At 72.3% G+C, this 19,324-nt stretch carries 19 protein-coding genes, 1 tRNA gene, 1 other RNA gene and 1 pseudogene; 13 read left to right on the plus strand and 9 right to left on the minus strand.

Annotation, left to right across the window (positions count from 1 at the left end; all coding sequences use genetic code 11):
* Positions 1-57 precede the first annotated feature (57 nt).
* Positions 58-900 (plus strand): 3-methyl-2-oxobutanoate hydroxymethyltransferase, encoded by an 843-nt coding sequence (gene panB, locus QSJ60_RS11850; RefSeq protein ID WP_189086407.1) that lies wholly within the window; start codon positions 58-60, stop codon positions 898-900.
* Positions 901-975: 75 nt separating this feature from the next.
* On the opposite strand, the gene QSJ60_RS11855 is transcribed toward panB, so the two are convergent.
* Positions 976-1,161: an SPOR domain-containing protein gene (locus QSJ60_RS11855; RefSeq protein WP_285463730.1), complete on the minus strand. Its 186-nt coding sequence runs from the start codon at positions 1,159-1,161 to the stop codon at positions 976-978.
* An 11-nt stretch (positions 1,162-1,172) separates the two neighbouring features.
* On the opposite strand from QSJ60_RS11855, the pseudogene map reads away from it, so the two are divergent.
* Together map and ppgK are read left to right on the plus strand one after the other, a co-directional pair.
* Positions 1,173-2,035, plus strand: a pseudogene (map, locus tag QSJ60_RS11860) (type I methionyl aminopeptidase).
* A gap of 30 nt (positions 2,036-2,065) precedes the next feature.
* The gene (gene ppgK, locus QSJ60_RS11865; RefSeq protein ID WP_230766981.1) at positions 2,066-2,818 is read left to right on the plus strand and encodes a polyphosphate--glucose phosphotransferase; all 753 of its coding nucleotides are present in this window, start codon (positions 2,066-2,068) and stop codon (positions 2,816-2,818) included.
* A 37-nt stretch (positions 2,819-2,855) separates the two neighbouring features.
* Here ppgK and rnpB read toward each other — a convergent pair.
* From rnpB to QSJ60_RS11885, 4 genes are all read right to left on the minus strand, one after another.
* An RNA gene (rnpB, locus tag QSJ60_RS11870) (RNase P RNA component class A) lies at positions 2,856-3,231 on the minus strand.
* A gap of 55 nt (positions 3,232-3,286) precedes the next feature.
* A complete protein-coding gene (locus QSJ60_RS11875) occupies positions 3,287-4,024 on the minus strand; it encodes a zinc ribbon domain-containing protein (protein ID WP_189086411.1) in 738 nt (245 codons plus the stop codon).
* Positions 4,025-4,067: 43 nt separating this feature from the next.
* Positions 4,068-4,886 carry a Nif3-like dinuclear metal center hexameric protein gene (locus QSJ60_RS11880; protein WP_189086412.1) on the minus strand — a complete coding sequence of 273 codons (819 nt, stop codon included), beginning with the start codon at positions 4,884-4,886 and terminating at the stop codon, positions 4,068-4,070.
* 132 nt (positions 4,887-5,018) lie between these two features.
* Positions 5,019-5,091: transfer RNA gene (locus QSJ60_RS11885), tRNA-Val, on the minus strand.
* A gap of 65 nt (positions 5,092-5,156) precedes the next feature.
* On the opposite strand from QSJ60_RS11885, the gene QSJ60_RS11890 reads away from it, so the two are divergent.
* A complete protein-coding gene (locus QSJ60_RS11890) occupies positions 5,157-5,891 on the plus strand; it encodes a hypothetical protein (protein WP_285463731.1) in 735 nt (244 codons plus the stop codon).
* Positions 5,892-5,921: 30 nt separating this feature from the next.
* Here QSJ60_RS11890 and QSJ60_RS11895 read toward each other — a convergent pair whose 3' ends face one another.
* The gene (locus QSJ60_RS11895) at positions 5,922-6,380 is read right to left on the minus strand and encodes a peroxiredoxin (protein ID WP_285463732.1); all 459 of its coding nucleotides are present in this window, start codon (positions 6,378-6,380) and stop codon (positions 5,922-5,924) included.
* 159 nt (positions 6,381-6,539) lie between these two features.
* Here QSJ60_RS11895 and aceE point away from each other — a divergent pair, with 159 nt between their 5' ends.
* The 6 genes from aceE to QSJ60_RS11925 all read left to right on the plus strand — a co-directional run bounded on the left by aceE (position 6,540) and on the right by QSJ60_RS11925 (position 14,201).
* A complete protein-coding gene (gene aceE / locus QSJ60_RS11900; protein WP_230766960.1) occupies positions 6,540-9,266 on the plus strand; it encodes a pyruvate dehydrogenase (acetyl-transferring), homodimeric type in 2,727 nt (908 codons plus the stop codon).
* 13 nt (positions 9,267-9,279) lie between these two features.
* On the plus strand, positions 9,280-10,497 hold the full coding sequence (locus QSJ60_RS11905) for a PucR family transcriptional regulator (protein WP_230766957.1): 1,218 nt from the start codon (positions 9,280-9,282) through the stop codon (positions 10,495-10,497).
* Positions 10,498-10,603: 106 nt separating this feature from the next.
* Positions 10,604-11,527, plus strand: a complete 924-nt coding sequence (locus tag QSJ60_RS11910; protein ID WP_230766954.1) for an ACP S-malonyltransferase — start codon at positions 10,604-10,606, stop codon at positions 11,525-11,527.
* A 41-nt stretch (positions 11,528-11,568) separates the two neighbouring features.
* Positions 11,569-12,573, plus strand: coding sequence for a beta-ketoacyl-ACP synthase III (locus QSJ60_RS11915; protein ID WP_285463733.1), 1,005 nt, complete (start codon positions 11,569-11,571; stop codon positions 12,571-12,573).
* A gap of 67 nt (positions 12,574-12,640) precedes the next feature.
* Positions 12,641-12,889 carry an acyl carrier protein gene (locus QSJ60_RS11920; protein ID WP_189086421.1) on the plus strand — a complete coding sequence of 83 codons (249 nt, stop codon included), beginning with the start codon at positions 12,641-12,643 and terminating at the stop codon, positions 12,887-12,889.
* Between the two features lie 76 nt (positions 12,890-12,965).
* Positions 12,966-14,201, plus strand: a complete 1,236-nt coding sequence (locus tag QSJ60_RS11925; RefSeq protein WP_230766952.1) for a beta-ketoacyl-[acyl-carrier-protein] synthase family protein — start codon at positions 12,966-12,968, stop codon at positions 14,199-14,201.
* Between the two features lie 147 nt (positions 14,202-14,348).
* On the opposite strand, the gene QSJ60_RS11930 is transcribed toward QSJ60_RS11925, so the two are convergent.
* Positions 14,349-14,870: a DUF3145 domain-containing protein gene (locus tag QSJ60_RS11930; RefSeq protein ID WP_230766949.1), complete on the minus strand. Its 522-nt coding sequence runs from the start codon at positions 14,868-14,870 to the stop codon at positions 14,349-14,351.
* Positions 14,871-15,090: 220 nt separating this feature from the next.
* Here QSJ60_RS11930 and QSJ60_RS11935 point away from each other — a divergent pair, with 220 nt between their 5' ends.
* A complete protein-coding gene (locus QSJ60_RS11935) occupies positions 15,091-15,708 on the plus strand; it encodes a PadR family transcriptional regulator (protein ID WP_285463734.1) in 618 nt (205 codons plus the stop codon).
* On the opposite strand, the gene QSJ60_RS11940 is transcribed toward QSJ60_RS11935, so the two are convergent.
* A complete protein-coding gene (locus QSJ60_RS11940; RefSeq protein ID WP_502871387.1) occupies positions 15,687-17,489 on the minus strand; it encodes a bifunctional 3'-5' exonuclease/DNA polymerase in 1,803 nt (600 codons plus the stop codon). The two genes, QSJ60_RS11935 and QSJ60_RS11940, sit on opposite strands and share 22 nt — an antisense overlap.
* A 37-nt stretch (positions 17,490-17,526) precedes the next feature.
* On the opposite strand from QSJ60_RS11940, the gene QSJ60_RS11945 reads away from it, so the two are divergent.
* Positions 17,527-18,294, plus strand: a complete 768-nt coding sequence (locus QSJ60_RS11945; RefSeq protein WP_285463736.1) for a putative endonuclease domain-containing protein — start codon at positions 17,527-17,529, stop codon at positions 18,292-18,294.
* A 122-nt stretch (positions 18,295-18,416) separates the two neighbouring features.
* Here the strand turns inward: QSJ60_RS11945 and QSJ60_RS11950 are convergent, their stop codons facing one another.
* The gene (locus QSJ60_RS11950) at positions 18,417-18,734 is read right to left on the minus strand and encodes a hypothetical protein (RefSeq protein WP_285463737.1); all 318 of its coding nucleotides are present in this window, start codon (positions 18,732-18,734) and stop codon (positions 18,417-18,419) included.
* Positions 18,735-18,841: 107 nt separating this feature from the next.
* On the opposite strand from QSJ60_RS11950, the gene QSJ60_RS11955 reads away from it, so the two are divergent.
* A complete protein-coding gene (locus tag QSJ60_RS11955; protein ID WP_230766934.1) occupies positions 18,842-19,312 on the plus strand; it encodes an NfeD family protein in 471 nt (156 codons plus the stop codon).
* Positions 19,313-19,324: the final 12 nt, after the last annotated feature.

Genomic DNA, 19,324 nt, shown 5'->3' on the forward strand with positions numbered 1-19,324 from the left:
CTTCTCAGCGTACTGGGTCGGGCCGGGCGGGACCCGCGGCTGTGCCAGACTGACGGCATGTCAGAGCAGAACCCGTACGGCGGGGCCTCGGCCTCGGGCGGCCCCAAGCGCGTGCGCACCAGGCACTTCCAGAACGCGAAGCGCGACGGCATCAAGATCACGGGCCTCACGAGCTACGACCAGCTCACGGCGCGCATCTTCGACCAGGCGGGCATCGACTTCCTGCTCGTCGGCGACTCCGCCGGGAACAACGTGCTCGGGTACGAGACGACCCTGCCGGTCACGGTCGACGAGCTGATCCCGCTGACGCGCGCCGTCGCCGGCGCCGTGCAGCGCGCCTTCGTCGTCGCCGACATGCCGTTCGGCTCCTACGAGAGCGGTGCCGAGGAGGCGTTGCACACGGCCGTCCGCTTCATGAAGGAGACCGGGGCGCACGCCGTCAAGCTCGAGGGCGGCGAACGCAGTCACAAGCAGATCCGCCGTATCGTGCAGTCCGGCATCCCCGTCATGGCGCACATCGGCTACACCCCGCAGAGCGAGCACGGCCTCGGCGGCCACATCATCCAAGGTCGCGGCGAGGGGCTCGAGCAGCTGCTCGCGGACGCCATCGCGGTGCAGGAGGCGGGCGCCTTCGCGGTCGTCCTCGAGATGGTCCCCTCCGACGCCGCCCGTCAGATCACGGAGCGCCTCGACATCCCGACCATCAGCGTCGGCGCCGGCCCGCACACCGACGGCCAGCTGCTCGTCTGGACCGACTGGGCGGGCCTCACCCCCGGACGGATCCCGAAGTTCGTCAAGCAGTACGCCGACCTCTCGGGCATCCTCGGCGCGGCCGCGAAGGCCTGGCAGCAGGATGTCTCGGCCGGCGTCTACCCCGGCCCCGAGCACTCGTACGAGTAGCCGCGAAGCCGCGGCCCGGCGACGCAGGCCACGATGATCGAGGGGCGGGCGCTTCGGCGCCCGCCCCTCGTCGTCTCAGTCCTCCGCGGCGTCCTCCGCGGCCCACTTCTCGCTGTTGGCGCGCAGCTTCTCGAGCGCGTGCTCGGCCTCCTCGCGGGTATCGAAGGGGCCGACGCGATCCGCCGACGGCGAGACGAAGCCCTGCTCGACCTCGCCCGTGCGCATGTTGTACCAGAACCGGTGCTCGATGTCCTCCGTCATAGGCTGATCCTATGCCCAAGGACTCCGCCGGCCACCTGATCCCCGGCCGCCTCCCCGCCCCCCGCACGGTGCCCGGCGCGATCGCCCGCCCCGAGTACGTCGGGCGGGCTGCGCCCCGCCCGAACTCCGAGGGCGACCGCTACTCGACCGCGGAGGTCGAGCGCATCCGCGCGGCCGGCCGCATCGCCGCCGGCGCCATCGACGCGGCATCCGACGCGATCGTCCCCGGGGTCACGACCGCCGAACTCGACCGCATCGTGCACGAGTACGTGGTCGGCCACGGCGCCTACCCCTCGACGCTCGGCTACCGGGGGTTCCCCGCCTCGAGCTGCACCTCGGTCAACGAGGTGATCTGCCACGGCATCCCCGACGACACAGTGCTCGACGAAGGCGACCTCGTGAACCTCGACGTCACGGCCTACCTCGACGGCATGCACGGCGACACGAACGCGACGTTCCTCGTGGGCGACGCCGCGGAGGAGACGCGACTCCTCGTCGAACGCACGCGCGAGGCGCTCGCCCGGGGGTCAAAGCGGTCGCCCCGGGACGTCAGGTGAACGTCATCGGGCGCGCCATCGAGGCGTACGCGAAACGCTTCGGCTACGGCGTCGTCCGCGACTACACCGGCCACGGCGTCGGACGGGCCTTCCACACCGGCCTCGTGATCCCGCACTACGACGCCCCCGAGCACGACACCGTCATGGAACCGGGGATGGTATTCACGATCGAGCCGATGCTCACCCTCGGCACCACCGAGTGGGACCTCTGGGCCGACGACTGGACCGTGGTCACCCGCGACCGCTCCCTCACCGCGCAGTTCGAGCACACCCTCGTCGTCACCGAGCGCGGCGCCGAGATCCTCACGCTCCCCTGAAGCACGGGACCGCCGGGTAGGGTGAACGCCATGACGCAGGACCTCGCGATCGGCATCGACATCGGCGGCACCGGCATCAAGGGGGCGGTCGTCGACCTCGCGAGCGGCGAGCTCGTCTCGCCCCGTCGCAAGGTCGCCACGCCCGAGGGCGGCCGTCCGGCCGACATCGTCGAGGCGACGAGCGCGCTCCTCGAAGAGTTCTCCGAGTCAGGCGGCGACGGGCTCCCCCTCGGCGTGTGCTTCCCCGCCGTCGTGAAGCGGGGGCTCACCCTCTCGGCGGCGAACGTCTCGCACGAGTGGATCGGCCTGCACGCCGAGGAGCTCTTCGAGCAGGCGCTCGGCCGGGACATCCACTTCATCAATGACGCCGACGCGGCGGGGGTCGCCGAGCTCCGCTACGGGGCCGCCCGCGGCGCCGACGGCCTCGTCATCCTGACCACCCTCGGCACCGGCATCGGCTCGGCGTTCCTCTACGACGGCGTGCTCGTGCCGAACACGGAGCTCGGGCATCTCGAACTCGACGGCGACGACGCCGAGCACCGCGCCGCGTACTCGGCGATGGAGCGCGAGGACCTCGACTGGGCGGAGTGGGCGAAGCGCCTGCAGCGCTACTACGCCCACCTCGAGATGCTCTTCTCCCCCGACCTGTTCGTGGTCGGCGGCGGCGTCTCGAAGCACCACGAGCAGTTCCTGCCGCTGCTCGAGCTGACCACGCCGATCGTGCCCGCCGTGCACCGAAACAACGCGGGCATCCTCGGCGCCGCCTCGCTCGCGGCCGACTGAGCGATCGCGCGCCACAGGGGGCCGGGCGGATGAGGTGCGAGCGGGCCGGCTGATACGCCGGGTTCTGTTCACCGGGCGCTTGCGCGACACCGGCTGGACGGCCATCTCTCTCGGGACCGTGTTGCCACGGCCCTCTAGCGGCCTACCCGGGAACGGGACGGGCAGCCCCATCGTTCCCTGTCTGGCCTTGCTCCGGACGAGGTTTACCGAGCCGACCGCGTCACCGCGGCCGCTGGTGGGCTCTTACCCCACCGTTTCACCCTTACCGCGGGCCGAAGCCCGAGGCGGTCTGTTTTCTGTGGCACTGTCTCGCGGGTCACCCCGGGTGGGCGTTACCCACCGTCCTGCCCTGCGGAGCCCGGACGTTCCTCGGCGCCCGATCGCTCGGGCGACGCGACCGTCTTGCCGACCCGCTCGCCGGGCCAGTCTACCGGGCGGGAGCGCCGACGCCCGGCCGCCCGGCGCGGTTCAGAGCCCGGACTCCTCGGTGCGGACCAGGATACGGTCGCACTCGGGGCACTGCACGACCTCGTCGGGCGCCGAACGGCGCACCGCTTCGAGATCGCTGCCCGTGAGCGTCATCGTGCAGCCGCCGCAGGTGCGCTGGCGGAGCAGGGCCGCGCCGACCCCGGCGCCCCGCTCGCGGCGCTGCTCGTAGAAGGCGAGCAGTGCCTCGGGCACCGTGGCCGCGACCGTGCCGCGATCGCGGACGGCCTGCTCGCGCTCGGTCTCGAGACCGGCGGCGGCCTCGGCTCGCTCGGACTCGAGCTGCTGCTGCGCGACAGCGATGCCGGCGCGCTCGTCGTCGATCGCCGCGACCGCGGACTCCGCGCCCTCGACACGCTCCATCACCACGAGCTCCTGGTCCTCCAGATCGGAGAGGCGGCGCCGGAGGGAGACGAGTTCGGACTCGAGCGCCGCGACGTCCTTCACCGAGGAGGTCTGCGTGAGGCGCTCGCTGTCGCGCGCAATACGGGCCTCGACCATCTCGACGTCGGACTCGATGCGCTTGAGCTCCGCGCGGGTGTCCTCGAGGACCCCGTGCGCCTCGGCGCGGGAGCGGCGCACGCCGTCGTCGCGGCTCGCGAGTTCGGCGAGCGGCGCCGCCTGGGGCAGGTTGCCGAGTCGGTGCGTGAGCTGGGCGATGCGGGTGTCGATCGCCTGGAGTCGCAGCAGCGTCTCCTGGTCGGCGGGGCTGGCCTTCACGTGTTGCTCCTCGTGGGGTCGGCGGTCGGGATGGCTGGACGGGTCATTGGACGACCTGGAAGTCCCAGGGGTCAGTGCGCAGCTCGGAGACGACGACGTCAAGCCCGGGCAGATCTTCGCGGAGCTCGGCGGCGGCGCGGTCGAGCCAGAGCCACTCGCTCGCCCAGTGGGAGACGTCGAGCAGCGCGGGCCCGCCGCCGACGAGCGCCTGCTCGCGCGCCTCGGAGGCGGGGTGGTGGCGGAGGTCGGCGGTGACGTAGACGTCGGCCGCGCGGACCGCGGGGTCGCCGAGCAGCGAGTCACCGGCACCGCCGCACAGCGCGACCGTCTCGACCGGCTCGTCGAATCCGCCGGCGGCCCGGACCCCGGTCGCGGTGGGCGGCAGCAGTTCGGCGAGCCGGCGGGCGAAGCGGCCGAGCGTCGTCGGCTCGGGGAGGCGGCCGACCCGGCCGAGGCCGGTGCGGCCGTCGGGCGACGGCACGATCGGGCGGACGTCGAGCAGCCCGAGACGCTCGGCGAGCACCGCGGAGGTGCCCGTCTCGACCACGTCGGCGTTCGTGTGGGCGGCGACGAGCGCGCAGCCGCCGCGAATGAGCTTCGCGAGCACGGCGCCCTTGTAGCGGTCTTCGGCGACCGTCGTGACGCCGCGGAGCAGGAGCGGGTGGTGCGCGATCACGAGGTCGAAGCCCCCGTCGATCGCTTCGTCGACCGTCGCCTGCACGGCGTCGACGACGAGCAGGATGCGTCGGACCTCGGCCTTCGGGTCGCCAGCGACGAGCCCGGCGGCGTCCCACGGCTCCATGCCGGAGATCGGCCAGCGTCGTTCGACGACGTCGAGCACCTCGGCGAGCGTGCGGCTCATGCGCGCGGGGCCCGGTGCTCGGCGCCGGTGGAGCGCTCGCGATGGTCCACGGTCGTGCTCACCTTCCCGGCCGCGCCGGATACGCGGGTCCGCCTCGGACCATCGTATCGCCAGCGCCGCCCCTCACTCCCGTGGGCCCGGCCGGGCTCGAACCGACGACATCCACGGTGTAAACGTGGCGCTCTACCAACTGAGCTACAGGCCCGCACGCGAAGCGCGGCGAGGCCCAATCCTACCGGCCGGCGAGGAGCCGAGCCGTACACTCGCCGTATGCGCAGCGACGCCCACGACGCGACCGCCTCGTCCGACGGCGACGCCCCCGCCTCGCCGGTGCAGGAGCGACGGGCGGAGACGCGCTGGGCGGCGTTCACCGGCATCGTCGTGGCGGCCGCCCTCACCGCGCTCGTGCACGAGCCCGACACCGCGGTCGGGCGGACCGTCGGACTGATCGCGCTCGCGGCAATGGCGGTGCCGCTGTTCGTCATCAACCCGCATCGGCTCGATCGGCAGACGCAGTGGTCCCGGGCCCTCGCGATCGCGTTCGCATCGGTCCTCGTGCTGGTGAACCAGCTCGGCGTCGTGAACGTCATCGTTCGCCTGGTCGACGGCAGCGCCGACGGCGCGACGGTACTGCTTGCCGCCGGACAGGTCTGGGTGACGAACGTGATCGCCTTCGGACTGCTCTACTGGGAGCTCGATCGCGGCGGCCCGGTCGCCCGCGGCACGCTGCCCCGGAGCGCCCTGCCGCTCGCGGACTTCGCGTTCCCGCAGGACGACGAGGCCGACGCGGCCCGCGAGGTCGCCGCAGGCTCCTCCCGACGCGGCGACTGGCGCCCCGGCTTCGTCGACTACCTCTACGTCTCGCTCACGAACACCATGGCGTTCAGCCCGACCGACGCGATGCCGCTGCGCAGCCGCACGAAGCTGCTGATGTCGGTGCAGGCGCTCACCGGCTTCGTGCTGCTCGCGCTCGTGATCTCGCGGGCGGTGAACATCCTCGCCTGACGCCGGCGCTCCTCGGCCGACGACGCCCGCTCAGAGTGCTGCGATGGCCTCGCGGTAGGCGGCGAGCGGCCGCGGCTCCCCCGGCGCGCTCGCGAAGGACGCCCGCACTCGGCGTTCGCGGTCGATCACGAAGGTCGCCCGGGACGCCGTGCCGGCATCCTCCCGGAATGCGCCGAAGGCGCGCGCCACCTCTCCGTGCGGCCAGAAGTCGGCCAGCAGCGGGAAGCCGAAGCCCTCCTGCTCGCCCCAGGCGCGCAGGGCGAACTTCGAGTCGACCGACACGCCGACGAGCTGCACCGCGGCGTCCTGGAAGAGCGGCAGATGGTCGCGGAGCTCGCACAGTTCCCCGTGGCAGATGCCCGAGAACGCGAGGGGGAAGAAGACCAACGCGACCGGCGACCGCGCGGTGAGCGCGGCCAAAGAGGTCGGCGCGCCGTGCTGATCGGGCAGGGTGAAATCGGGTGCCTGGGCCCCTGACGGCAGGATCATTGATAGCGTCGCTTTCGGTGATGGCGCCCGAGCCATGGCCGGTCGGACCGGTGGGCTGCGGGCATAGAATCACTAGGATGGCGTGGTGCCGCTCGGGCGAGGAGTCCGCTCGGCGCGCACACGCACGAACCGCTTCGAGACTACTGAAAGAGGTCGAGTGTGACTGTCAACGACCAGGACCCTTACTCGGTCGACGCCATGGACTCCGATCCCGACGAAACGGGTGAATGGGCTGAATCCCTCGACGCTCTCGTCGCGGCGAAGGGCCACCAGCGGGCCCGCGAGATCATGCTGAGCCTGCTCAAGCGCTCCAAGGAACTGCACCTCGGCGTGCCGATGGTGCCCACCACCGATTACCTCAACACGATCGCCCCCGAGAACGAGCCCGAGTTCCCGGGCGACGAGGAGATCGAGCGCCGCTACCGCGCCTGGATCCGCTGGAACGCCGCCGTGCTCGTGCACCGCGCCCAGCGACCGGACATCGCCGTCGGCGGCCACATCTCGACCTACGCGTCGAGCGCCGCCCTCTACGAGGTCGGCTTCAACCACTTCTTCCGCGGCCAGGACCACCCCGGCGGCGGCGACCAGGTCTTCTACCAGGGCCACGCCTCACCCGGCATGTACGCCCGCGCGTTCCTCGAGGGCCGGCTCAGCGCCGACCAGCTCGACGGCTTCCGCCAGGAGAAGTCGCACGCCCCGAACGGCCTCTCCAGCTACCCGCACCCGCGGCTCATGCCCGAGTTCTGGCAATTCCCGACCGTGTCGATGGGCCTCGGCCCGATCAACGCGATCTACCAGGCGCAGCTCAACAAGTACCTCACCAACCGCGGCATCAAGGACGCCTCCGACCAGCACGTCTGGGCGTTCCTCGGCGACGGCGAGATGGACGAGGTCGAGAGCCGCGGTCAGCTCCAGGTCGCCGCGAACGAGGGGCTCGACAACCTCACCTTCGTGATCAACTGCAACCTGCAGCGGCTCGACGGCCCGGTGCGCGGCAACGGCAAGATCATCCAGGAGCTCGAGAGCTTCTTCCGCGGCGCCGGCTGGAACGTCATCAAGGTCATCTGGGGCCGCGAGTGGGACGACCTGCTCGCCCGCGACGACGAGGGCGCCCTGCGCAACCTCATGAACGTCACCCCCGACGGCGACTACCAGACCTACAAGGCCGAGTCGGGCGCCTACGTGCGCGAGAACTTCTTCGGCCGCGACCCGCGCGCCCTCGACCTCGTCACGCACCTGAGCGACGACGAGATCTGGGGCCTGAAGCGCGGCGGCCACGACTACCGCAAGGTCTACGCGGCGTTCAAGGCCGCGACCGAGCACAAGGGCCAGCCGACCGTCATCCTCGCGAAGACGATCAAGGGCTACGGGCTCGGACCGGCGTTCGAGGGCCGCAACGCGACCCACCAGATGAAGAAGATGACCCTCGACAACCTGAAGACCTTCAGGGACTCGATGCGCATCCCGATCAGCGACGCCCAGCTCGAGGAGAACCCCTACCTCCCGCCGTACTACCACCCGGGCGGCGAGGACCAGGCGATCCAGTACCTGCACGAGCGCCGGCGCGCGCTCGGCGGCTACACGCCCGAGCGGCGCACCTCGCACACCGCGATCTCGCTGCCGGACGACTCCGCCTACGCGATCGCGAAGAAGGGCTCCGGCACCCAGGAGATCGCCACGACTATGGCGTTCGTGCGGCTCCTGAAGGACCTGATGCGCTCGAAGGACTTCGGCCACCGCATCGTGCCGATCATCCCCGACGAGGCGCGCACCTTCGGCATGGACGCGTTCTTCCCGAACGCGAAGATCTACAACCCGAACGGCCAGCACTACACCTCGGTCGACCGCGAGCTGCTCCTCGCCTACAAGGAGAGCCCGCAGGGCCAGATCATCCACGTCGGCATCAACGAGGCCGGGGCGCTCGCCGCGTTCACCAACGTCGGCACCTCGTACTCGACGCAGGGCGAGCCGCTGATCCCGATCTACGTGTTCTACTCGATGTTCGGGTTCCAGCGCACGGGCGACGCGATCTGGGCCGCAGGCGATCAGATGGCGCGCGGCTTCATGATCGGCGCGACCGCCGGCCGCACCACGCTCACCGGCGAGGGCCTGCAGCACGCCGACGGCCACTCGCTGCTGCTCGCGGCGACGAACCCGGCGGTCGTCTCCTACGACCCGGCGTACGGCTACGAGATCGGGCACATCGTGCGCTCCGGCCTCGAGCGCATGTACGGCGGCGCGCACCCCGACCCCAACGTCATGTACTACCTCACGGTGTACAACGAGCCGATCGTGCAGCCCGCCGAGCCGGAGGGCGTCGACGTGGACGGCATCGTCCGAGGCATCCACCGCATCTCGCAGTCGCCGGTGCAGGGGCCGAAGGCCCAGCTGCTCGCATCCGGCGTCGCGGTGCCGTGGATCCTCGAGGCGCAGCAGCTCCTCGCCGAGGACTGGGGCGTCGCGGCCGACGTGTGGAGCGTCACCAGCTGGTCGGAGCTCAACCGCGACGGCCTCGCCGCCGACGAGCACAACTTCCTGAACCCCGACGCCGAGCGCCGCGTGCCGTACCTCACGCAGAAGCTCTCGGGCGCGGCCGGCCCGTTCGTGGCGGTGTCCGACTTCATGCACGGCGTGCAGGAGCAGATCCGCCCCTACGTCCCGGGCCAGTACGCCACGCTCGGCGCCGACGGCTTCGGCTTCTCGGACACCCGCCCGGCGGCCCGTCGCTTCTTCAAGATCGACGGCCCCTCGGTCGTGGTCCGCACGCTCGAGCTCCTCGCGGAGCGCGGCGAGGTCGACCGCTCGCTCGCCGGCCAGGCGATCGCCAAGTACCGTCTGCACGACGTCAACGCCGGCACCACGGGGTCGGCCGGCGGCGAGAGCTGACGGGCGACCGGCATTGGCGACGAGGCCCCGGACGAAGGCGGAGACGCTCGCGTGGTTGCGCACCATCTCGGGCGAGCTGTCCACCCAGACGCTGAAGCGACTGGAGGACACGCTCCCCTGGTACGGTGACATGCCACCGAGCCGACGCTCGGCCGTGGGCCTCGTCGCGCAAGCGGGCATCACCTCGTTCATCTCCTGGTTCGACGACCCGCGCTCCACGCCGTGGATCGCCGCCGACGTGTTCGGCGCGGCGCCCCGGGAGCTGCTCCGCTCGGTGAGCCTGCAGCAGACGCTGCAGCTCATACGGGTCGTGGTCGAGGTCGTCGAGGAGCGGGTGAAGGACGGCGGCGAGCCGCTGCGCGAGGCGATCCTGCTCTACTCGCGAGAGATCGCCTTCGCCGCGGCCGACGTCTACGCGCGCGCCGCCGAGGCCCGCGGGCTCTGGGACGCTCGGCTCGAGGCGCTCGTGGTCGACTCGATCCTCTCGGGCGAGTACGACGATGAGCTGCCGAGCCGCATCGCGGCCCTCGGCTGGCACGGCCACGGCGAGGTCGCGGTGCTCGTCGGCACGGCGCCGAAGCAGTTCGACGTCGACCAGGTGCGGCGCGCGGCGCGGCACATGCACGCCGACGTGCTGATCGGCGTGCAGGGCAACCGGCTCGTCGTCGTCATCGGCCGCGCCGACCCGCAGGCGCGCGAGGGCGGCGAGGAGACCATCGGCACCGCCCCGGCGCTCAGCTTCCTCGAGATCGCGACGCAGCTCGAACCGCAGTTCGGCGCGGGGCACCTCGTGCTCGGGCACGAGGTGCCGAACCTCGTGGATGCCTCGAAGAGCGCGAAGGCGGCCCTCGCGGGCTTCGCGGTCGCGCGGTCATGGCGGCACGCCCCGCGACCGGTGCACGCCGACGACCTGCTGCCCGAACGGGCGCTCGCGGGCGACCCGCTCGCACGGGCGACGCTCGTGCACCGCATCTACCGGCCGCTCCAGGCCCACTCGACCGAACTGCTGACGACGCTCTGGAGCTACCTCGACAACGGCCGCTCGCTCGAGGCGACCGCCAGGGAGCTCTTCGTGCACCCGAACACCGTGCGCTACCGTCTGAAGCGCGTCTCGGACGTGATCGGCTACGACGCGACGGGCGCGCGCGAGGCGCTGATCCTGCAGTCGGCGCTCATCGTCGGGTCCATGAGCGATCACGAGGCGCAGCCGCGCCGGCGCAGCACGAACTGACGGCAGCCGTACGAGCGCGGCATCTGTGCCCCGCGCACAAGGGTTTTCCGCAGACCTTGTGGCGTGTGCACACCCGCGACGGTCCAGGCGTTGGCAGACTAGTCGGGTGATCGTCGTCGTCTGCCCTGGACAGGGCTCGCAGACCCCCGGATTCCTCACCCCCTGGCTGGAGGACCCGGCGCGCGCCGCGCGCCTGGCCGAGCTCTCGGCCGCGGCCGATCTCGACCTCGCCGAGCACGGCACGGTGAGCGACGCCGAGACCATCCGCGACACGAAGGTGGCGCAGCCGCTCATCGTGGCCGCCGGCATCCTGACGCTCGAGGCGCTCTTCGACGGCGGCCGCGCCACCGGCGCGGGCGGCATCGCCGGGCACTCGGTCGGCGAGATCACCGCGGCAGCCGGCAGCGGCGTGCTGGACGCGAGCGAGGCCATGCGCTTCGTCGCGGCCCGCGGTCGGGCCATGGCGGATGCCGCAGCCGAGGTCGCGACCGGCATGAGCGCCGTCCTCGGCGGCGACGAGCAGGAGCTCCTCGCCCGCCTCGCCGAGCTCGGCCTCGAGCCGGCGAACTACAACGGCGGCGGCCAGATCGTCGTCGCCGGCGCGCTCGACGCCCTCGAGCAGTTGAAGGCCGAACCGCCCGCCGGCACCCGGGTCATCCCGCTGCAGGTCGCCGGCGCGTTCCACACCCGCTACATGCGCCCCGCCGTCGACCGGCTCGCCGAGGTCGCGGCCACGCTCTCGCCCGCCGACCCCGTGCTCCCGCTCTGGACGAACCGCGACGGCAGCCGGGTCGAGTCGGGCGCCGCCTTCGTCGAACTCCTCGTCGGCCAGGTCTCCTCGCCCGTGCGCTGGGACCTCGACATGGCCGCCTTCGCCGACGCCGGCGTCACCGGCATCATCGAGCTCGCCCCCGCGGGCGCGCTCGTCGGGCTCGCCAAGCGCGGGCTGAAGGGCGTGCCGACCGTCGCGGTGAAGACGCCCGACGATCTCGCCGCCGCGGCCGAGCTGATCGCCGCCCAGGCCGCCTGAGCCCCCGACCCCCGAGAAGAAGCAGAGAAGAGTCGAAGCGCATGACCAAGCCGACCCTGCAGCAGTCGCACGGCCCCGCCTACACGCGGATCTACGCGATGGGCGCCGCCCGCGGCGAGCACGCAGTGCCGAACGACGAGCTGATCGGGCCGATCGACTCCTCCGACGAGTGGATCCAGCAGCGCACCGGCATCGTCACGCGCACCCGCGCGAGCGCCGCCGTGAGCGCGCTCGACCTGGCGACGGAGGCCGCGCAGGAGGCGATCGCGAAGTCCGGGATCTCCCCCGAGCTCATCGACCTCGTCATCGTCGCCACGATCTCCAACGTGCAGCAGACGCCGTCGATGGCCGCGGTGCTGGCCGATCGGGTGGGGGCGAACCCCGCGGCAGCCTACGACGCCAATGCCGCCTGCGCGGGCTACGCCTACGCGGTCGCCCAGGCCGACGCGCTCATCCGCACCGGCGTCGCGCACTACGCGCTCGTCGTCGGCGCCGAGAAGCTCTCCGACGTCGTGGACCCGACCGACCGCAGCATCTCCTTCCTGCTCGGCGACGGCGCGGGCGCCGCGGTGATCGGGCCGAGCGACTTCCCCGGCATCGCCCGCACCGTCTGGGGCTCCGACGGCTCGAAGGCCGGCGCGGTCGGCATGAACCGCACGCTCGTCGAGTACCGCGACGGCGAGGGCGAGTGGCCGACGCTGCGCCAGGAGGGCCAGACGGTCTTCCGCTGGGCCGTGTGGGACATGGCGAAGGTCGCGAAGCAGGCCCTCGACGCCGCCGGCATCACGAGCGCCGACCTCGCGGCCTTCATCCCGCACCAGGCGAACATGCGCATCATCGACGAGTTCGCCAAGCAGCTGAAGCTGCCCGAGTCGGTCGTCATCGCCCGCGACATCGCGACGACGGGCAACACCTCGGCCGCGTCCATCCCGCTCGCGACGCACCGCCTGCTCGAGGAGCACCCCGAGCTGTCCGGCGGCCTCGCGCTGCAGATCGGCTTCGGCGCCGGACTCGTGTTCGGCGCCCAAGTGGTGGTTCTTCCCTGAACCACCGGTCCCCGTCCCTCTAGACTGTGTCTCGGTCAAACGAGACACCCCTGCAAGGAGAAGAACCATGGCATTGTCCAACGAAGAAGTGCTGGCCGGCCTGGCCGAGCTCATCAACGACGAGACCGGCATCGCGACCGACACGGTGGAGCTGGACAAGTCGTTCACCGATGACCTCGACATCGACTCCATCTCGATGATGACGATCGTCGTCAACGCCGAGGAGAAGTTCGATGTCAAGATCCCCGACGAAGAGGTGAAGAACCTCAAGACCGTCGGCGACGCCGTCAGCTTCATCGTCAAGGCCCAGGCCTAGGCATCGCGACGAGCGGGCCGCCCAGGCGGCCCGCTCGCACGGTCCTCGTCCCGTTTCCTCCCGGAGTGTTTTCGTCATGACCAAGAACATCGTCGTCACCGGCATCGGTGCGAGTTCGCCGCTCGGTGGAACCGCCCCCGAGAGCTGGGACGCCCTGCGCGCCGGCGTGTCCGGCGCCCGCAGCCTCGAGCACGACTGGGTCGAGAAGTACGAGCTTCCCGTCACCTTCGCGGCCGAGGCCATCGTGCGCCCCGAGGCCGTCCTCGAGCGCCCCGTCGCCAAGCGGCTCGACCCCGCCTCCCAGTTCGCGCTCATCGCCGCCAAGGAGGCCTGGGCCGACGCCGGCGCCCCCGAGGTCGACCCCGAGCGTCTCGGCGTCGACTTCGCGACCGGCATCGGCGGCGTCTGGACGCTGCTCGACGCCTGGGACACGCTGCGCGAGCGCGGCCCCCGCCGCGTGCTGCCCATGACCGTGCCGATGCTCATGCCGAACGCCGCCGCGGGCAATCTCTCGCTGCACTTCGGCGCCCGCGCCTACGCGAGCACCTATGCGAGCGCCTGCGCCTCGAGCACCGAGTCGCTCGTGAACGCCGTCAAGCACCTGCAGGACGGCCTCGCCGACATCGTCATCGCGGGCGGCACCGAGTCGGCCATCCACCCCATCACGATCGCGTCCTTCGCGTCGATGCAGGCGCTCTCCCGCCGCAACGACGACCCGGCGCACGCTTCGCGTCCGACGAGCATCGACCGCGACGGCTTCGTCATGGGCGAGGGCGCCGGTGCGCTCATCCTGGAGACCGAGGAGCACGCCAAGGCCCGCGGCGCGAAGATCTACGCCTACGTGGTCGGCGGCGGCGTCACGGCCGACTCGTACCACATCACGGCCAACGACCCCGAGGGCCGCGGTGCGTCCCGGGCGGTCGAGCTCGCACTCGCCCAGGCCGGTGCCTCGGCCGACGAGGTCACGCACATCAACGCGCACGCGACCTCGACGCCGGTGGGCGACCCGAACGAGTACCAGGCGCTGAAGAACGTGTTCGGCAGCCGTATCGACGACATCCCCGTGTCGGCGACCAAGGCGTCGACGGGCCACCTCCTGGGCGGCACGGGCGCGCTCGAGGCGATCTTCACGATCTTCGCGATCCGCGACCGTCAGGCACCGCCGACGATCAACCTCACCGAGCAGGACCCCGAGGTCCCGTTCCGCGTCTCCGGCGAGTCGCAGGATCTGGGCGCCGGCGACCAGCTCGCGATCTCGAACTCCTTCGGCTTCGGCGGGCACAACGCGGTCATCGCGTTCCGCTCCGCATGATCCGACGCCGTTCGCACGGCGCATGACGACGGCCCCGGTGGGATTCCCACCGGGGCCGTCGACATCGGGCCGCCCGCTTCGCTCGTACGGTCGCCGGGAATCTCATCCGACCTCCGCGTCGCGCCGCAGGCGACCCGCGGCATCCGCTCAGCCCACCTGGTGCAACCAGACGACCGGAGCGAAGTCGCTCGCATGGCGGAACGGCTCGAGCTCGTCGTCCCACGCCTGACCGAGTGCGAGGCGCAGCTCGCGGTGCAGCTCGACCGGGTCGTGCCCGGCGAGCTCGAGCGCGTACCGGACGCGGTCCTCGGGGACCACGGCGTTGCCGGCGCTGTCGGTCTGCGCGAAGTGGATGCCGAGGTCCGGCGTATGCATCCAGCGTGCGCCGTCACTGCCGGCACCGGGGTCCTCGCTCACCTCGAACCGCACGTGGTCCCAGCCGCGCAGCGCCGAGGCGAGGCGCGCGCCGTCGCCCTGCACGCCCTCCCAGTAGTACTCCGCGCGCATGCTGCCGCGCAGCACCGGCTGCTCCTGCCAGTCGAAGTTCACGGGCACGCCGAGCGTGCGTCCCACCGCCCACTCGAGGTGGGGGCAGATCGCTCGTGGCGAGGAGTGCACGAACAGCACTCCTCGCGCGGCGCGCGTGGCCCGCGTGAGCTGCTCCGCCATCTCTACTCCGTTCTCTGAGGTGCGTCTTCCCCTACGACCTCGGAACGAACGGGCGGATCTTCGATTGCCGACGGCACTGCCGTCACCCGCGATTATGCCTCGCATCAGGCGGAATGACAAGAATCCCCGGCGCGTCGCGGCTGGAGACGGCGTGGCGGACCCCTCCCCGGGAACACTATGCTCGGTGAGGAGTTCTTCAGCTCAGGATCGGAGGCGCACGGTGGCCGTTCGCGAAGCACTGCTCGCACTGCTCGGCATGGGCCCGGCCTACGGCTTCGCCCTGCACGGCGGCCTCGCCGAACGCACGGGCGGCCGGCGTGCGATCAACGTCGGCCAGAGCTACGCCACGCTCGAGCGCGCGACGAAGGCGGGGCTGATCACCTCGGCCGGCGCGACCGACGACGGCTTGCCGCTGCACCGGCTCACCGGGAGCGGCGAGACGGTGGTCGCGGGCTGGCTCTCCGGCACGGATGCCTCGGGCGCCGACCCGTGGGACGAGAGCCTCGACCGCGTGCTCATCACCGCGTCGCTTCCCGAGGTGCCGCTCTCCCCCGTGCTCGCGGCCGAACGCGAACGCTGGCTCGCGCGGCTCGCCGCTGCCAGCGAGGCGGCCGCGAACGCCGCCGCGGCCGGCGAACAGCCTGAGGCGGATGCCTCGGCCGGCGCCCGTCTGAGCCGGCTGGCCGCCGCCGCCGACGCGGCGCGCGCTCGAGCCGCCCTGGCGTGGCTCGACGAGGTCGCCGCCGCGGAGGACGCCGCAGCGCTCGCGTTCGCCCCCTCGGAGGTGCGCCCGAAGCGCGGTCGACGCCGTTCGGCTCAGCCCTCGGCCAGCGCGTAGCTGTCGACGACGGCGAGATCGAGCGGGAAGTCGAGGGGGAAGTCGCCGAAGAGCAGGCGACCCGCCTCGGCCGCACACTCGGCGACCGCCGCCGCGACCTCCTCGGCACGCTCGGCCGGCGTGTGCACGATGATCTCGTCGTGCAGGTAATAGACGAGATGCGGCGTCGCCTCGAACACGGGGCCGGACGCCGCCGCTCGGCTCGCGGACGGCTCCATCGCGGCGAGGCGAGAGCGGAGCGCCGCCATCCAGCACAGGGACCACTCCGCGGCGCTGCCCTGGACGACGAAGTTGCGGGTGAAGCGGCCCCAGTCGCGCGCGGAGCTGCGGGCGCGGCGCTCGTCGGCCGGGCTCGCCTCCGGCTCGCTCGCACGCTGCTGCACCTCCCGCCAGCTCGCGGGCGGCAGCGGGGAGGAGCGGCCGAGGTTCGTCGTGACGCTGCCGCCGCGCTCGCCCTGGGCCGCGGCCCGATCGACGAGCGCCATCGCCCGAGGGAAGGCCCGCGCGAGTCGTGGCACGAGCCTTCCGCTGTCGCCCGTCGTCGCGCCGTACATGGCGCCGAGCACGGCGATCTTCGCCTGGTCGCGCTCCTCGACCACGCCGGCCTCGACGATGCCGCGGTACACGTCGCGCCCGCGGGCCGCGTCGGCCATCGCCTCGTCGCGGGCCAACGCGGCGAGCACGCGCGGTTCGAGCTGCGCGGCATCGGCCACCACGAGCCGCCAGCCGGGATCGGCGACCACCGCGCTTCGGATGAGCTTCGGCAGCTGCAGCGCGCCACCGCCGGAGGTCGCCCAACGCCCGGTCGCAGTGCCACCCGGGACGTAGTCGGGGCGGAACCGGCCGTCGACGATCCACTCGTCGAGCCACGCCCAACCGTTCGCGCTCGCGAGCCTGGCGAGCTTCTTGTAGGCGATCAGCGGCTCGATGGCGGGGTGCTCGTGCTCGCGCAACTCCCAGCGGCTGGTGGACTCGACGGGGATGCCCGCCGCGCGGAGCGCGCGCAGCACCTCGAGCTGCGAATCGAGGTTCAGCCCCGGCGCCTCGAGCTCACGACGCACGGCGGCCGCGAACCGCTCCATGTGCTCGGGCTTGGCCCCAGGGCGCGGCCTCGGCCCGAGTGTGGTCTCGAGCACTCGTTCGTGCACCTCGCGGCTCCATGGGAGTCCGGCGGCGTGCAGTTCGGCCCCGATCAGCGCCCCCGCGGACTCGGCCGCGAGCAGCAGACGCATGGCCCGCGGCCGCGCACTGTCGGCGGTGAGCGCCCGTTGGCGGGCGTCTTCGGCGAGCACCTCGTCGAGGCTCGGCCCGGGAGCACCCGCGCCGCCGTGGTCGCCGTCGAAGTCGTCGAAGTCGAACAGTGCGGTGCCGAGCGCGGCGGGCGCCGGCGCGAGCTGCCCGGCGCGGAGCCGAGCGATCCATGCGGGCGCCGCGGCGGCTCCGCGTTCGCGCACCGTCGCGGTGTCAGTGGAGTGGTCGAGGATCGCCGCGGCGAGCAGCAGGTCGTCGCATCGCTCCACGCGCACCCCCGCGGCGAGCAACTTCGGATACCACTGCCGGGTGTCGCTCCAGACCCAGCGAGGGGACTCGTGCCGCTCGAAGCGGGCGACCGTCGCCGGGAGCTCGCCGGCGGGAACCGCTGCGAGCGGCTGCTCGGGCGCGTCGGGGTCGACGAGGGCGATCAGGCCGTCGTCGCGGGGACCGATCGCGATGCGCACGTTCCCAGTGTGGCCCACGCCGGTGACATCGCCGGCGCGCGTGTCGGTGGTGCCCGCGAGCATGGCGGCATGAGGACGAGTGCGAGCCCGGAGGCCCGGCATGGCTGAAGTGAGCTTCCGCTGCGGGCACGGCGGCGACCCGGAGCGTGGCGCCGTCCGTCTCTCCCGCGTCTGCCCGCTGTGCATGCTCATCGCCGAGACCCAGCGCTCGCGCGGCGAACTGCTGCGCCGCGCGAGTCCGCCCGAGCGCGGGCGGCTCGCCCGCGAGACCCGCATCGGCGCCGAGTACGAGTGGCGCTGCGAACGCGGCCACGACCGCTACCGGGCGAGCGTGCGCGAGCAGCTCACCGGCACCGCGTGCGCGAAGTGCCGCACGAGCGCGGGCGCCCCGGCCGCACGGCGAGAGGCGGGCGTCGCGTTCATGAACCCCGGCCTGCGCACCCGCACCTCGATGACCGAGCAGCGGCTCAAGGGGCTCCTCGGCGAACGCATCCGGCTGCACCACCGTGTGAACGCGGTCCGCGTCGCGCGCACCTTCTTCGGGCGCAACGAGGTCTGGCCCGACATCCTCGTCCCGCAGCTGCGCATCGCGATCGAGTACGACGACCCCGGTCGTTCGCGGCGGGCCCATCTGGGGCTGAAGGAGGCCTCCGACCGGGAGAAGGACGAAGCGCTCGCCGAGGTCGGCTGGGACGTCATCCGGGTCCGTGGCGGCGGACTCGAACCGCTCGGCCCGAACGACGTCGTCTGCCGCACGGTCGACGAGCGCGTCGCCGACGAGATCGTCGAGCGCATGGTGCGGCTCCGCGGCGCCGACGCGGTCGAGGCGCTCGCGGTCGTCACGCCGGTCGGAGGCGCGCAGGTCTGAGTCGCGCGGCTCTGAGTCGCGCGGGTCTGAGTCGCGCGGGTCTGAGTCGCGCGGGTCTGAAGTGCGCCGAGCTGAGGCGCCGCGTCCGGCGATCGAGCTCGCGGCGCGCGAGCGGCCGCGCGTCAGCCGTGGTCGGCGGCCCGGTCGGGGAACCGCCAGCGCCGGGGCCGGTCCGCGATCCGCTCTCCGGCGAGGCGACGGTCGAGGTACTTCATCACGAGCCCGGCCCCGATGAGCGCCGCGCCGAGCGGCGCGAGCAGCGCACGGGCGAGCGCCATCACGATCTCGTAGACGCCGATGACGAGGGACCACTCCTCGGTGTTGACGGCCCGCCATGGGCCGCTCACCAGGAACGGTGCGGTCGCGATCAGGACCCCGCCGAGGAGGGCGATCCCGATCCCCCAGGAGATCACCGTCTTCGGCATCGATTCGACCGTCACGCCTCGACCCTATCCGGACCGGCCCGTCCGATCGGCGATGCGGGGCCGGAGCTCTGCCGATAGGGTGAACGCACTCCCACTTCCACCCGAGCAGAGAGGCCGGCGACGTGCTCCTCCCCTTCCTCATCGTCGGAGGCGTCGGCCTCGCCCTCCTCCTCGTCTCACTGATCCTCGGCGACATCCTCGATCACTTCGAGATCGGCGACGGCGCGATCTCCGGCACGGCGCTCGCCGTCGGCCTCGTCGTGTTCGGCGCCGCGGGTACGCTCACCGCCTCGCTCGGCCTCGAACTCGTCTGGGCCTACGTGCTCGCCGCCGTGCTCGCCGTCGTCGCCTACGTGCTGAGCGTGCTCGTGGTGCGCAACCTCACCCGCAGCTCCGACGGCGCCCCCGTCTCCGCCGTGGGCCTCAGCGGCGTCGCCCGCTCCGACATCTCCCCCGCCGGCGGCGAGGTCAGCCTCGACGGCCCCGGCGAGCTCGAGCGGCGCATGGCGTACTCCGCCGACCCCATCGCCGAGGGCTCGCGCGTACGCGTCGTCGAGCAGGCCGGCAGCCGGGTGAAGGTCGTCGCCGACTAGCCCAACGTGCCG

Source organism: Agromyces sp. NBRC 114283, from assembly GCF_030268405.1.
In the GTDB taxonomy this organism is placed as follows: domain Bacteria; phylum Actinomycetota; class Actinomycetes; order Actinomycetales; family Microbacteriaceae; genus Agromyces; species Agromyces mediolanus.

Coding starts and splice junctions, on each gene's coding strand:
- panB (WP_189086407.1), top strand. CDS start 58: ATGTCAGAGCAGAACCCGTACGGCGGGGCCTCGGCCTCGGGCGGCCCC.
- QSJ60_RS11855 (WP_285463730.1), bottom strand. CDS start 1,161: ATGACGGAGGACATCGAGCACCGGTTCTGGTACAACATGCGCACGGGC.
- ppgK (WP_230766981.1), top strand. CDS start 2,066: ATGACGCAGGACCTCGCGATCGGCATCGACATCGGCGGCACCGGCATC.
- QSJ60_RS11880 (WP_189086412.1), bottom strand. CDS start 4,886: ATGAGCCGCACGCTCGCCGAGGTGCTCGACGTCGTCGAACGACGCTGG.
- QSJ60_RS11890 (WP_285463731.1), top strand. CDS start 5,157: ATGCGCAGCGACGCCCACGACGCGACCGCCTCGTCCGACGGCGACGCC.
- QSJ60_RS11895 (WP_285463732.1), bottom strand. CDS start 6,380: ATGATCCTGCCGTCAGGGGCCCAGGCACCCGATTTCACCCTGCCCGAT.
- QSJ60_RS11915 (WP_285463733.1), top strand. CDS start 11,569: ATGACCAAGCCGACCCTGCAGCAGTCGCACGGCCCCGCCTACACGCGG.
- QSJ60_RS11920 (WP_189086421.1), top strand. CDS start 12,641: ATGGCATTGTCCAACGAAGAAGTGCTGGCCGGCCTGGCCGAGCTCATC.
- QSJ60_RS11925 (WP_230766952.1), top strand. CDS start 12,966: ATGACCAAGAACATCGTCGTCACCGGCATCGGTGCGAGTTCGCCGCTC.
- QSJ60_RS11930 (WP_230766949.1), bottom strand. CDS start 14,870: ATGGCGGAGCAGCTCACGCGGGCCACGCGCGCCGCGCGAGGAGTGCTG.
- QSJ60_RS11940 (WP_502871387.1), bottom strand. CDS start 17,489: ATGCTCGCGGGCACCACCGACACGCGCGCCGGCGATGTCACCGGCGTG.
- QSJ60_RS11945 (WP_285463736.1), top strand. CDS start 17,527: ATGGCTGAAGTGAGCTTCCGCTGCGGGCACGGCGGCGACCCGGAGCGT.